The following is a 12,956-nucleotide window of genomic DNA, read 5'->3' as shown; positions in this document are numbered from 1 at the left end:
GCATGACCACAGCACTCGCCATCAACTGCACCCTCAAACCCTCTCCTGCTGAATCGAGCAGTGAGCTCATCGCCCGACACATCCTGGACGCACTCGCCGAGCAGGGCGTGACCGGGGACATCGTCCGGGCGGTGGATTTCGACATCCGGCCGGGAGTCGAACGAGACATGGGCGACGGTGACGAGTGGCCCGCGCTCTTCGAACGGGTTGCGGCCGCCGACATCCTGGTGATCGCGACCCCGACGTGGCTGGGCCACATGTCCAGCGTCACCCAGCGTGTTCTCGAACGTCTCGATGCCGAGATCTCCGAGACCGACGACGCCGGCCGCCCCGGCATGCTGGGCAAGGTGGCGATGTGCGGTGTCGTCGGCAACGAGGACGGCGCCCACAAGATCATCGCCGACGTCTTCGGTGCGCTCAACGACATCGGGTTCACGATCCCCGGACAGGGCAACACCTACTGGAACGACGAGGCCATGGGCGGCCGAGACTACAAGGACCTCGATTCGGTTCCCGACCCCGTCGACTCCGCCACCCATGCCGCCGCCCGAAACGCGGCACACCTCGCCCGACTGCTGTCGCAGAACAGCTTTCCGCCCTACGAATGATCGGTGATCGACCGGCACGCCTTCTATGGTCGCCGCCTTCGTGTCGCTGGTCAGCAGCAGTCGAGCCTGTCGGCCTCGGAGATTCTCACTCGGCCCGCAAACCAGCAACCGAGACGGATCAGCTTCGGCATCGACGACGCTCCCCCTCGTATTGCTGACAATCGCAGCGTTTCGCCATTGGCGACTACATTCATTGCACGGCAAAACTTTTCGTCGATAGTGGATTTTTGTGACTAAGCCGCAGGATCAGTCGTAGCACATCAGCAGAGCGACCTACCGGACGTGACAGCCGTCAGAGCTCGTAACGTGTGGACGTCAGCACGAGTCCACCCCAACGAACGTTCGCGTCAGTCAGTCCGGGTGTCTAAGGTCAGCTAGTGGGAACGAGTAGGCTGCGCGGGATTGTGGTCGTGGTCGTGACCTTTGTGGTCGTGATGACGTTGGGTGCCACTGCGCTGTTCATCTGGCGGGCGCGGGAACCTGCTTCGTGGCCGCCCCCTGACCTTGGCAGTGTCCCGTCTCTGGTGTGGTCTGTTCATGCAGAGCATGTGCCGGGCCACGATGGCGAAGCGTTGCTGGCTTTGCCTGACACACTGGATGCCTACTACGGCTATGTATCGGTCCTGGACGCGCCCACTGTGATTGTGGGCGCTCTCGGCCGTCTTGCATCCGGCAGCGATGTAGATGAAGGCAGGCGAGTCGAGTCGGTGACGCTCGTCGGATTTCATCGTGTCGACGGATCGGTGCAATGGGAGCGCTCCATCGGCCGCGTCCGGCAATGTTCCGACAGTGTCGAGTCCGGCGTGATCGCCTGTTGGAACGACGATCGCGTGTTGTTCGTGGATACTGTCGACGGTCGCCTTCTGTCGGAGCTCAGCCCCAAGATGGCCAACGTCGATGTGGTGATGGCGGGCGACCGCGCCTACGTCACCGGCATCAAGTCCCAGGGTGGCCGGCACCACCTCGTGGTGTCCGCGGGGCCGCCATCCGCGCCGGGATCAACGTACACGCGTTCAGTGCCGGTGGCTGGGCCACTGTCGGGGATCGTCGACGTACTGCCATCGGGAGAAGTCGTCGTTGTGACAAACCTCGAGGATGCCGCCATGTACCGCTTCTCTGTGCACGACTTCGATTCCGGTCGAGCGGGTTTCAGTCTCGACTCGACTCATCTGCTCGTCGTAGGTGATGGACTGTTCCTCAACAGCCCGGTCATGGTCGACGGCGGCAGTCGACAGCAAATCCTCGACGAGCAGGGAACGGTGGTCTCCACGGCCGCAGTGCCTGCCTACACACATTCCGGGATGGCCGAGGCCACCAGCGAGCAACCGCCGGTACTGATGGCCGACGGCGCCTACGACCCCGAAACCGGGCGCCTGCTGTGGCCCGACCCGCTGCTACTGCGTCGCGACAACAGCGGCGCTGTTCAAGCCATGGCTGGTCGAACGGTGATCGTGGCAGCTCAAGAGACCGGCGATCTCATCGGGTTCGATTCCGCGACGGGCGAGCAGCGCTGGCGAACACGATGGAAAGACGCCTACTGGGTGTACGGCGGAATGACCGACGGGCGGCACTACGTCTTCAGCGACTACACCGGATTCCACGCACTACGCATCACCGACGGTGCCGTTGTTTGGTCTAAGCCTCTGCCCGAAGGCGCCGATCCCCGTCGAACCACGATCCTCAACGCCGGCGGCAACATTCTCATCACCGCAAACGCCACCATCTCGATGTGGCGTGGACAAGCACTCTCGCCGTAAACGCCCCGCATCTCTACAGTGCGAGTTGCGGGTACTTCTGTAGCGCTGCCGCGAGGTCGTCGCCTTGCAGCACCCCCTCTGTCATCTGTTCCCAGTCGAGGCGTGCTGCATGGACGGCGTGAAAGATCGAGTGGCTGAGCCAGTTGCTGTCACCGCGGCCGCGGACAGCGAACTCGACGTCGTACAGACTCTGTCCAGGTCTGCGCCGTCGGCGTGAGGCCGAGTGTTGTTCGTCGTGCTGCCCGTTTCGTGCCGACGTCAGTCCGATACGGCCTGGCTGGTAGCGACCGACACACGCAACGATGGGTGCCACTACGTCGTACAGTGCGGCAGCGAAGCGTTCGGCCTCATCGCGGGTGGCAAAGATCTGGTACTCGAACTCGATCACCATCGACTCATCGAACGGCTCGTAGTCGTCTTCTGGGACCACCCAGTCGTCGTCCGTCATGTACCTGAGAATCGCACTTCGCGGCCCACCGGGTGTCGTGATTTCGCGTGACCCTCATGTTTTCGGTTCATGCCAGGCCGGCCGATTGCACCGGGCGCCTGCGTCGCATCGATTCCGCGAACGGCGCCCGCACCGACGGGATACCGGTGTGCCGGCCGCCGATGCGCGGTGAGAGAACCGGCGATGTAGACCACGCCCGTCATGCGTGGCAGGCGCCGAACTGATCTTCCGGGTTATCCCCACAGCGGCTTTCTGGGCCGACCTCGACGCGCGCCCGGAATCTACCGGACGACCTTGATCGTCTCCAGCGCATCGTCGGCGGCATCGGGGAGGTTCATGCCGGCGTTCTTGCCGGTGCGCAGGTACTCGACCACCGCCCCGTTGAGGACCTCGCCCGGTACCACGACGGGGATGCCGGGCGGATAGGGCGTGATCTGCTCGGCCGCGATCCGGCCGGGGGCCTCGTCGAGGGGCACGGCCTCAGTGTCGCCGAAGAACGCGTCCCGGGGCAGCATGCGGCTCTCCAGTTGCAGCTCGTCCGGGTCGGGTTGCTCGATCTTCGGCGGCGTCTCGAACGACCCTGCGGCGCTGGACAACTTACGCAGGGCATCGAGCAGACGCGCGGCGGTGTCCTCGTCGTCGGCGTGCGACAGGGTGGCCAGGATGCGACGGTGATCGCTCAAACCGACGTCGACGCGACAGTTCTCGCGCAGCCAGTCGGCGCACTGGTAGCCACTGGCGCCGAGTTCGTCGACGTCGATGAGCACCTGCATCTCGTCCAAGTCGTGGCTCGCCTCCTCGTGGAGTAGCTCGTCATGCATCACGTTCAGACCCGGGATCTCGTCGACGCTGCGTCGGACAGACCGCGCCAGTTCGAGTGCCCGGCCGAGGACTTCCCGGCCGGATTCGACCATGTACCGACGCCAGCCGTCCAGTGCCGAGTAGACGAGCACATTGGGGCTGGTGGTCATCAGGAGGTCGGCGCACTGCGACAAGCGCGAACGATCCACCAGGTCGCCCTGTACGTGGAACACCGAACCCTGCTCGAAACCGGCCCCCATCTTGTGGACGCTGACCACGCAGACATCGGCGCCGGCATCCATTGCCCAGGTGGGCAGCTCGTCGTGAAACGGCAGATGCGCGCCCCAGGCCTCGTCGACGATCAGCGGCTTGCCGAACTCGTGGCAGACGTCGGCGATGGCCCGGATGTCGGCGCAGGTGCCGTACGGCGTGGGACTGACCAGCAGGAAGCCCGAGGCCTGCGGGTCGGTCTCCCACGCCTTGCGGACCTCCTCCGGCGACGGCGGGTGGGTCAGGTGGAACGTCTCGTCCCAGCGCGGACGGACCCAGCGCGGCCGCAGTCCCGAGAAGATCAGTCCCGCGACGATCGACTTGTGGGCATCCCGGGTGATGAGCAGTTCGCCGTTCTCCCCACCGGCGACGGCCATCATCGCCGCCTTCACCGACAACGAACTGCCGCAGGTGGAGAAGAACGCCATCTCGGCGCCGACCGCCTCGGCCATCAGATCCTCGGCGTCGGAGAGGTAGCCGCCCGTCATGCGCCGGTCGTCGAGGCCACCCGACGACAACACATCCGAGGCGAACGCGTCCGCACCGATCGCCGACCGGGTCCGCTCGTCCACCCCGCGGCCCTGGCGGTGGCCCGGCGGCGTGAACCCGTATCGTTCGTCGCGGTGGTACGCCTCGAGGGCGTCCAGGAGCGGTGCGCGGGACTGGTCCATGATGCGATGCCTCCCTGTTGATCCGGTTGTCCGATGTCGTGCGGCTCAGCCTTTCTCACCGTCCGCGAGATGACCCGCGTCCTCAGAGGCCTGGCGGCGCAACCGCTCTCGGTATCCATAGGTGGCCCGCAGGACGTCGTCGTAGCTGTCGGCACTGGAACCGAGGGCGCCGGCGAAGATCCCCATCGAGGTCGCCAGCCACGCAAGGTACACGTAATTGCGCAGCCCCACCGGATATCCGAGCTGCGAGGCGAGGAAGTTCTTCTCGATGACGATGAGCGCAGCCGCCAGTGTCGCCAGGAACAACCCGGCGTACAAGACCACCGCACTGAACACGACGGTGCACACCGTCGCCATGTTGTAGAGGCGCGCACGCGGTTTCGCGGTGACCGTCACCCGTTCCCACAGGCGATTGTTGACGATGAGCCACAGCGAGGCGAGCACCAACGACAGCAGGGTGATGGCGGCGAGACGCCACGCACTCAGCGCATTGGCCATCGACCAGATCGTGGAGAAGAAGATGCCGAACGACGCCGCTGCGGCGGCTGCGGCGGTCATGCCGGTGAGGGTCGGGATCAGCCGCCACGGCCGATTTCCCCGCACCATTCCGGCCATCAACTTCAGACGACGCGAATAACCCTCGGCGCATACGTATTCGGTGTCGCCGTCACCGATGACGACGATGCCGCGCTGCCGCTCGAACTCGCGCATGGACCCCTCCCCGGTCACCGCCTCGGCGATGGTCGAGATCAAGGTTCGCAGCGCTCGCCGGGGAGCGGGTCCGAGAGCTGGGAGCGAGACGACGGCGGCGTTGCGTTCGCGGTCGAGTTCGGCCAGCACCACAAGGTTTCGTGGGCTGCGATCGTTGCCGTCGGCGTCCCGCGGCTTGTACAGCCGCGGCATCTCGGTGACGAACACGATTACCTCGTCGGCCGAGTCATCCGTGCCCCAGACGGTCTCCAGATCACCGCGCGGCGTCATCTGCAGTGTGGTATCCCTCGTGACGGTGTGTCCGCGGTACTCCAGTGACAGCTCGTCGGCGATCTGCTCGAAGCGGTCCTCACCGCGCTCGATCAGAGCGGCCGGAAGCCCGTGTTCGGCGACGATCCGCAGCGCTACGGCGCGCCGCGGATCGTCGTTCTCGGTGGTCATGTGCGTCTCTGCCGTCATGATCAGGCGGGGCCTCAGTCCGGCGGCTCGGACTCCCCCGCCGCAGGAGAGTCCGGGTTGTCCTCGTCGTCGCGGGCGGTGGCGGCGGAGGGATCCACCTGCTCGTCCGTGTCGGGTTCGTCGACGGTCCGCTCCTCGAGTTCGTCGACCTTGCGTCGAGCATCATCCGGCGTCGCCTCGGGCGTGCCGGTTTCGGCTGGTTCCATGGGCAATTCCTCAGACATCAGATTCATCGATCCTTCGGTCGGTGTCTCGCGATGGAGCCTCTGTCGCATGTCCGGTTTCCCGGTGACGGCATGACGTAAACGCGATCACGCCCCGGTCGCGAGATGTGGATCGGCCACCGGCTTGGACTCGGCCGAACCGCGTTGACGTAGAACAACCGACAAGACGACGATCGCCGCCACCGCGATGAACTCGCTCTGCCAGTTCTGCATCGACTCGAACCAGAACTGCGAGGTGGCCAGGTACTGCCACACCGAGACCGCGCTCTCGCCGTGCTGTTGTTGCTCGTCGCTGTAGGCGCGCGCACCGCCCACGGCGTGCAGCGCGAACGAGGCGAAGAAAAGTGCGAAAAACGCGATGGTGAGCGAGTTCTGGTAAACGAACAGCACCGGCCCGCCGCGTCGCACCGGCCACGGTGCTGCGCGCATGTCGTCGGCGGCACGCGGGTCCGCGTCCTGCGGGGCAGGACCGTCGACGGGCTTCGATTCCGACGAACCCTTCTGATAGAGGAACGCGGTCAGCACCACGTACATCCCCATCTGCAGGAATTCCGATTCCCAGTTCTCGAAGGTCGCTTCGACGAACTCGCCCGTCGTCAGGTATCGCAGCACCGAGATCGGTGGCGAGCCGTGCGAGGCCTGCTCCGCGTTGTAGACGTGCCACCCCGAGACAATCATGCCGAGCAGGAACACGAGAAACAGACCGAAACACACGAGGAACAAACCGTTGTCGCGCAACAGCTCACGGCCTCGCCGGAGACCGCCCTCCCGTGTGGCCACCAGCACTCACCCCGTCTCAGTCGTCGGCGGACATCCTCGGCGCATAGCGAAGGACCGCTCCGATCCCGTCGCGCGGGGCAACGCGCTCGTCGATCCGGACCAGATCGGCGCCGGTGAGAACCGCCGCCACCGGCAGGGCCTCGTCGGCACGCAGCGTGCGTTCCGGGGCCAGGCCCAGCTCAGAGAGGTTCTCCGCCGTCGGCGCGATCGTGGCGAGGCCCCCCGCGGCGTCTCCGCCGTCGAAGACCGTCGCATCGCCGAGGTCGCCGATGATCAGCGTCTCGACCTCGCCGTTACGCAACGCCCCGCACACGGCCGTCAGTCCTTCGACCGCGAGGGCCGGGCGATGCCCGAGTCCTGCCTGCAGACTCTCCGCCGCGTCGGCCATCGTGCGATTCTGGCGCAGTTCGAGTTCGGTGGTCACCGCCTTGCGGACGTCGTCGTCGGCGATGCCGCTGTCCCGGGCGCCGAGTTGGAGGTCGACCAGTCGCTCGGCGAGCCGCTCGGGAGCCGTTGAACGCAGATCCGACATCGACGAGAGCTCACCGATCACGAACACGAGCTCGGGGTTGTCCGAGTCGACGATCGCGGTCAGCCGGTCGGCGATCTGACGAATGTTCTTGCGGTTCTGCTCGTCGCTGCGCTGCTGCGGGTCCCCGTACCCAGGCGATTCCGCACCGGCGGCGTGGTGGATCGGATAGCCTTCTCCCTCAACGCTTTCGCGCATCAACGAGGATCCGCCGGCTTCGAAGAGCTCGATGTCGGCGCCGGCGTGATCGACCGCGGCGATCACATGTCTCGGGGCACTCGTGCCGTGTTCGACCAGCGGAACCAGGTACGGCACCGGCGAATACCGTGCCACGGATGTGACCGGTGGCCGGATGAGATGGTCGTCGAGGAGGACGCCGTCGGGACCGGCGATCACCGCACGGCCACTGGGCCCGACGGCCGGCGTCCCGTCGAGCAGGACGTTGCCGATCGACTCGGCCACCGCCGCGTCGGCCCCCGCCGACTCGAGCTCCTCGCGCAGGGCTCGCCACCGCAGCTCCATAGTGTGAGCGGCGTCCTCGGTGTTGTGGGAGTCGTCGATGTAGATGGTGGCGAACGGACCGGTTGCAGTTGCCAGCTCGCGGAATCGGGTCGAAATCATGCGCGGCCTCCTTGCCTGTCGTCGGGGCACGTCGACTCTCTCGACGGGTGCCCACCGGATTCAGGCCGCAAACATGACGGCACACCCCTACAGCGTCGAAGTGTCGATCACGAAGCGGTAGCGCACATCCGATGCCACGACGCGGTCGTAGGCCTCGTTGATCCGGTCGGCGGAGATCACCTCGATCTCGGCGCCAATGCCGTGCTCGGCGCAGAAGTCGAGCATCTCCTGGGTCTGCGCGATGCCGCCGATCATCGAACCCGCGAAACTCCGCCGCTTGCCGATCAGCGCGCCGGCCGGGACCTCGATCGGGTGTTCGGGGAGACCGAGTTCCACGAGTGTGCCGTCGAGGGCGAGCATGCCCAGGTACTTGCCGATCGGAAGATTCGCCGACACGGTGTTCAGGATCAGGTCGAAGGTGCTGCGCAGTTCCCGGAAGGTCTGCGGATCGCTGGTCGCGTGATAGTGGTCGGCGCCGAGCCGCAGGCCGTCCTCCATCTTCTTCAGCGACTGCGAAAGCACCGTGACCTCGGCGCCCAGCGCGTGCGCGATCTTCACGCCGACGTGGCCGAGCCCGCCGAGTCCGACGATGGCGACCTTCTTGCCCGGTCCCGCACCCCAGTGCCGCAACGGCGAGTAGAGGGTGATGCCGGCACACAACAACGGTGCGGCCTCGTCGAGTGCGATGCCGTCGGGAATCCGCAGGACGTAGTTCTCGTCGACGACGATCGAGGTGCTGTAACCGCCGTGCGTCGGCGACCCGTCGCGTCCGACGGCGTTGTAGGTACCCACATTGCCCCGCTCGCAGTACTGCTCCTCGCCGAGCCGGCACGGTTCGCACTCACGGCACGAGTCGACGAAACAGCCCACGCCTACCCGATCACCGACGGCGTACCGGGTGACGCCCTCGCCGACGGCCGCGACCGTCCCGGCGATCTCGTGGCCGGGCACCACCGGGAACCTCGTCCCGCCCCACTCGTCGCGCGCCGTGTGGATGTCGGAATGACAGATGCCGGCGAACGCGATGTCGATCGACACGTCGTTCGGACCGAGATCGCGCCGTTCGATGGTGGTCGGTTCGAGCGGGCGATCGGCTGCCGGCGCGATGTAGGCGTTGACCGTGGTGGGCATGCAGAACTCCTCGGTGTGATGCGGGGTCGGGTGAAGCAGGGTCTGGCGAACTCCGGGCCCCACCGCTCCCTGAGGAGGCCCGGAGCTTGCGGACGGCCCCCACCGCTCCCTGAGGAGGCCCGGAGCTTGCGGAGGGCCGTCACGAAGGGTCTCGCGACGAACCCCACCGGGCACACCCCGTGAACGGAAGAGGCCCGAGCGAGACCAACGGACTGACACGAACAGATGCGGGCCGATGCATGTGTCCGATGTGGCCAGTGTGCCCGCCGACCCCGCCGCATCGCCATAACAGCACGTCGCAGGGCCGCGTAGGCGATCCGCCGTCGCCCTATGGCACTGGATTCGCCGCCGAAGATCGTTACAATGACCGACGGTGACGATCAACAGCTCAGTCGACGACGGTCAGCGCACGCAGTTGCACCCGGTGTCCCCGATCGCCGAGCTCACGCGATTCGGGACGACCACCGCTCACGCGGCTGCGGGCGTCGGACGCTTCGTCCTCCACACGGCAGGCGACGCCCTACGGGGTCGCCCACCCGGCGCCGCCCGCGTAGCGCACGAGATCCGGACCACGTTCGAACACCTGGGTCCGACCTATGTGAAGCTCGGCCAGCTCATCGCCTCGAGTCCCGGCGTCTTCTCCGAGTCGATGTCCACCGAGTTCGAATCACTCCTGGACCGCGTGAAACCCGCCGACCCCGCACTCATGCGTGCACAGTTCATCGCCGAACTGGGCCGGGCACCCGAGGAAGTCTTCGCCACCTTCGATCCGGTGCCCATCGCGTCGGCGTCGATCGCCCAGGTGCACACCGCGACCCTGCACGGCGGCGAGGAGGTGGTGGTCAAGATCCAGCGCCCGGGCATCGCCGACCGCCTGGCCCCGGACGTCGCGATCCTCGAGCGCCTGGCCGGCCTTGCCGAGATCTCCGAGTACGGGCGCATGCTCAGCGCGCGGCACGTGGTCGAGGACTTCGCGGCCGGCCTCGACGCCGAACTGGACTTCCGCATCGAGGCCGACACCATGCGCGAGTGGTTCGCCTGCCTGCAACCGGGCCCGTACGGCGACCGAGTCCGCGTGCCGCACGTCTACGACGACTTCACGACGCAGCGCGTGCTGACCATGGAACGAATCCACGCCATCCGCATCGACGACGTCGCGGCCGTACGCGCCGCAGGCCACGACGGAGTCGCGCTGTGCCGCAACCTTCTGCTGTCCCTGCTGGACTCGGCATTCCACGGCGGTTTGTTCCATGGGGACCTGCACGCCGGGAACGTCCTCGTCGACGACGCGGGCAAGCTGGTCCTCCTCGACTTCGGCATCGTCGGGCGATTCACCCCGCGCACCCGGCGCATACTCCGCCAGCTCGTCGTCGACCTCGTGGTCCGCGGGGACTACGAGTCCGCCGGCCGGGCGATCTTCCTCCTCGGCGCCGTCCACAAGCCGGGTTCGACGTCGCAGGGCGCGGAGGACATCAAGAAGGTGACGACTCCGCTGTCGACCACCGACCTCGGTTCGATGTCCTACACCGACCTCGGGCGGCAACTCGCCGCCGTCGCCAAGGCCCACGACGCACGGCTCCCGCGTGAACTCGTCCTCGTGGGTAAGCAGTTGCTGTACGTCGAGAAGTACACGAAACTGCTGGCGCCCCGGTGGAAGGCCATGTCCGACAAGGAGATCTACGGCTACATGGCCGGCATCCTGAAGGAGGCCGAACGCGATCGTCGAGCCGCCCAGGGCTGACTCCCCGCCGCGAATCCCGGCATGTCGGACCGACTGTGGCCAACTGTGGCAAACGCGACAGTTAGGGTGGGAGCGATTAGCTGATTCCAGGAGTCACACATGAGACGTTTTGTGCCGGCAGTGCTGGCCTTCTTCGGCGCTGCGTGTATCGCGGCGGCCATCGCCATACCGCTCTACCTCGTGCCGCAGTTGAAGGTGGTTCCGCTCGATCTGGACATCACCTCTGACGCGACCACGGTGGCGGCGGACGGTTCGACTGGAGAGCGCTTCCCGGCGGTGATCTTCGACCGCTGCTCGGTGTCCGAGGATCGTGCCCGCACTCTCGAGGCGCATCTCACCCAGCAGCGACGCTCGATCATCATCGAACCGTCGGACAGCCGCCAGGCGAGCCTGCAGTCGGCGCAGACCGTGCGCATCGACCGCCTGCGCGACGCCGAGGGAACCGAGACCGAACCCAGCTTCGCGGCTGCGGGCGAGACCCGCACCTGTGAGGACGGTCTGCTGACCGCGACCATCGACCGCGTGTCGGTGAACCGCAAGACCTCGGCACCCAACGGGGCGGTCAGCTCGCTGCAGCTCGAGGCGGTCCCCGAGGGCGGCAACGTCAATGACGTGTCGGTCGCCATCGACAACCGCACCGGATACCAGTACAAGTTCGGTTTCGACGTGCAGCAGCGCGACTACCCGTACTACGACCTCAACACCCGCCAGGACTGCGCGGCGAAGTTCGAGGGCGAGGAGACCATCGACGGGATCAACACGTATCACTTCGTGTGTGACGTCCCGGAGACCGATCTCTCCAACCTCCCCAACGCGCAGGGTGAAGCAGCTCTGGGCACGATGCTGACGATGCCTGCCCGCTGGTGGGGCATCACCGGGCGCGGAGTGCGGGCGAACGACCCGATCACGATGCACCGGTACGCCGCCGCGACCCGCCACGTGTGGGTCGAGCCGGAGACCGGGACCATCGTCGACGGTCGTGAGGACCAGCACCAGTACTTCAAGTCGCCCGACCAGAGCGACGCCACCCCGGAAGCGGTGCGCGAGTTCCGGATGGACGCCCTGAAGGGCACCTTCAAGTGGACCGACGACACCGTCTCCAACCAGGCGAGCAAGGCCAGCGGCTACGTCGACCAGCTGAAGGTCGGCGGCTTCTGGGTGCCGATCATCCTCGGCATCGTCGGGGTGATCCTGTTGATCGCCGCCGCGCTGCTGCTCTTCCGCGGACGCCGCGACGACAACCGGGTCGATGACACCCCGGCGCCGACGACACCGCCCGCCGACGAGCGCGACACCACGCTGATCAATCGCGACGCACCGCCGGCCGGTGCAGCACCCGCGAGCGCCAACCCGTGGGAGCGGCCGACCGAGCAGATCCCCAAGGTCGGTGACACGCCGCCGCCCGACGACTCGGCCACGCGCACCTTCCGCAAGCAGCCGCCGCCCGAATAGGCAGCGACGCAACGACCACCGCGGGCGCATCCGGTACCACCGGATGCGCCCGCGGTGTTGTGTTTGTGGTTAAGGGGCGGTGACACACTCCTCCGTAGGCCGGCCCACCCAAGTGACCTCGACGGACGCGCGGGCACGCTACGCGTGCACGAGCTGCTCGGCCAGCAGGGGTTGCGCGCGGCAGAGTGTCTTCCGCTCCCTGAGGAGCGCCCGGAGCTTGCGGAGGGCGCGGCCAACCCCGCTCCCTGAGGAGCGCCCGGAGCTTGCGGAGGGCGCGGCCAACCCCGCTCCCTGAGGAGCGCCCGGAGCTTGCGGAGGGCGCGGCCAACCCCGCTCCCTGAGGAGCGCCCGGAGCTTGCGGAGGGCGCGGCCAACCCCGCTCCCTGAGGAGCGCCCGGAGCTTGCGGAGGGCGCGGCCAACCCCGCTCCCTGAGGAGCGCCCGGAGCTTGCGGAGGGCGCGTCACGAAGGGTCGGCGACCGAGGTTGCGAAGACCCTTCGTGACGCTCGCAAGCTCGCTCCTCAGGGAGCAAGGGGTGACGCTCGCAAGCTCGCTCCTCAGGGAGCAAGGGGTGACGCTCGCAAGCTCGCTCCTCAGGGAGCAGAGGTCGGGCTCGCAAGCTCGCTCCTCAGGGAGCAGGGGGTGAAGCTCGCTCCTCAGGGAGCAGGGGGTGACGCTCGCAAGCTCGCTCCTCAGGGAGCAGGAGGGGTCCGCACGACAAGGGCCGGTGACCCGAAGGTCACCGGCCCTTGT

Annotated in this window: 11 protein-coding genes; 4 read left to right on the top strand and 7 right to left on the bottom strand. The window is 66.8% G+C overall.

Annotated elements, in window-relative coordinates; all coding sequences use genetic code 11:
- The first annotated feature begins 2 nt into the window (after nucleotides 1-2).
- Nucleotides 3-608, top strand: coding sequence for a flavodoxin family protein (locus B1818_RS09825; RefSeq protein WP_058253793.1), 606 nt, complete (start codon nucleotides 3-5; stop codon nucleotides 606-608).
- A 416-nt stretch (nucleotides 609-1,024) separates the two neighbouring features.
- A complete protein-coding gene (locus tag B1818_RS09820; RefSeq protein ID WP_139363008.1) occupies nucleotides 1,025-2,365 on the top strand; it encodes a PQQ-binding-like beta-propeller repeat protein in 1,341 nt (446 codons plus the stop codon).
- 13 nt (nucleotides 2,366-2,378) lie between these two features.
- Here the strand turns inward: B1818_RS09820 and B1818_RS09815 are convergent, their stop codons facing one another.
- The 7 genes from B1818_RS09815 to B1818_RS09785 all read right to left on the bottom strand — a co-directional run bounded on the left by B1818_RS09815 (nucleotide 2,379) and on the right by B1818_RS09785 (nucleotide 9,010).
- Nucleotides 2,379-2,813 carry a hypothetical protein gene (locus tag B1818_RS09815; RefSeq protein WP_078112601.1) on the bottom strand — a complete coding sequence of 145 codons (435 nt, stop codon included), beginning with the start codon at nucleotides 2,811-2,813 and terminating at the stop codon, nucleotides 2,379-2,381.
- Between the two features lie 281 nt (nucleotides 2,814-3,094).
- The gene (locus B1818_RS09810) at nucleotides 3,095-4,555 is read right to left on the bottom strand and encodes an aminotransferase class I/II-fold pyridoxal phosphate-dependent enzyme (RefSeq protein ID WP_078112600.1); all 1,461 of its coding nucleotides are present in this window, start codon (nucleotides 4,553-4,555) and stop codon (nucleotides 3,095-3,097) included.
- Between the two features lie 45 nt (nucleotides 4,556-4,600).
- The gene (locus B1818_RS09805) at nucleotides 4,601-5,707 is read right to left on the bottom strand and encodes a hypothetical protein (RefSeq protein WP_139363007.1); all 1,107 of its coding nucleotides are present in this window, start codon (nucleotides 5,705-5,707) and stop codon (nucleotides 4,601-4,603) included.
- 32 nt (nucleotides 5,708-5,739) lie between these two features.
- The gene (locus tag B1818_RS09800) at nucleotides 5,740-5,949 is read right to left on the bottom strand and encodes a hypothetical protein (protein WP_058253814.1); all 210 of its coding nucleotides are present in this window, start codon (nucleotides 5,947-5,949) and stop codon (nucleotides 5,740-5,742) included.
- An 87-nt stretch (nucleotides 5,950-6,036) separates the two neighbouring features.
- A complete protein-coding gene (locus tag B1818_RS09795; protein ID WP_058253813.1) occupies nucleotides 6,037-6,729 on the bottom strand; it encodes a DUF6766 family protein in 693 nt (230 codons plus the stop codon).
- Nucleotides 6,730-6,745: 16 nt separating this feature from the next.
- Nucleotides 6,746-7,879: a hypothetical protein gene (locus B1818_RS09790; protein ID WP_058253792.1), complete on the bottom strand. Its 1,134-nt coding sequence runs from the start codon at nucleotides 7,877-7,879 to the stop codon at nucleotides 6,746-6,748.
- An 87-nt stretch (nucleotides 7,880-7,966) separates the two neighbouring features.
- Nucleotides 7,967-9,010 (bottom strand): NAD(P)-dependent alcohol dehydrogenase, encoded by a 1,044-nt coding sequence (locus B1818_RS09785; RefSeq protein ID WP_058253791.1) that lies wholly within the window; start codon nucleotides 9,008-9,010, stop codon nucleotides 7,967-7,969.
- Nucleotides 9,011-9,383: 373 nt separating this feature from the next.
- On the opposite strand from B1818_RS09785, the gene B1818_RS09780 reads away from it, so the two are divergent.
- Together B1818_RS09780 and B1818_RS09775 are read left to right on the top strand one after the other, a co-directional pair.
- Entirely contained in the window at nucleotides 9,384-10,751 is a 1,368-nt protein-coding gene (locus B1818_RS09780) for an AarF/ABC1/UbiB kinase family protein (protein ID WP_058253790.1), read from the top strand.
- Between the two features lie 99 nt (nucleotides 10,752-10,850).
- Complete coding sequence (locus B1818_RS09775) at nucleotides 10,851-12,203, top strand: DUF3068 domain-containing protein (protein ID WP_058253789.1); 1,353 nt, start codon at nucleotides 10,851-10,853, stop codon at nucleotides 12,201-12,203.
- The last annotated feature ends 753 nt before the right edge of the window (nucleotides 12,204-12,956 follow it).

Origin of the sequence: Gordonia sp. IITR100 (genome assembly GCF_002009645.1) — a bacterium.
Classification (GTDB): domain Bacteria; phylum Actinomycetota; class Actinomycetes; order Mycobacteriales; family Mycobacteriaceae; genus Gordonia; species Gordonia hongkongensis.
Note: the sequence above shows the minus strand (reverse complement) of the source record. Positions and strands in the feature narration are given on the sequence as shown.

Excerpts from the sequence above, each read along its gene's own strand:
- B1818_RS09810 (WP_078112600.1), bottom strand. The coding sequence starts at position 4,555 with ATGGACCAGTCCCGCGCACCGCTCCTGGACGCCCTCGAGGCGTACCAC.
- B1818_RS09785 (WP_058253791.1), bottom strand. The coding sequence starts at position 9,010 with ATGCCCACCACGGTCAACGCCTACATCGCGCCGGCAGCCGATCGCCCG.
- B1818_RS09825 (WP_058253793.1), top strand. The coding sequence starts at position 3 with ATGACCACAGCACTCGCCATCAACTGCACCCTCAAACCCTCTCCTGCT.
- B1818_RS09815 (WP_078112601.1), bottom strand. The coding sequence starts at position 2,813 with ATGACGGACGACGACTGGGTGGTCCCAGAAGACGACTACGAGCCGTTC.
- B1818_RS09790 (WP_058253792.1), bottom strand. The coding sequence starts at position 7,879 with ATGATTTCGACCCGATTCCGCGAGCTGGCAACTGCAACCGGTCCGTTC.
- B1818_RS09775 (WP_058253789.1), top strand. The coding sequence starts at position 10,851 with ATGAGACGTTTTGTGCCGGCAGTGCTGGCCTTCTTCGGCGCTGCGTGT.
- B1818_RS09800 (WP_058253814.1), bottom strand. The coding sequence starts at position 5,949 with ATGTCTGAGGAATTGCCCATGGAACCAGCCGAAACCGGCACGCCCGAG.
- B1818_RS09805 (WP_139363007.1), bottom strand. The coding sequence starts at position 5,707 with ATGACCACCGAGAACGACGATCCGCGGCGCGCCGTAGCGCTGCGGATC.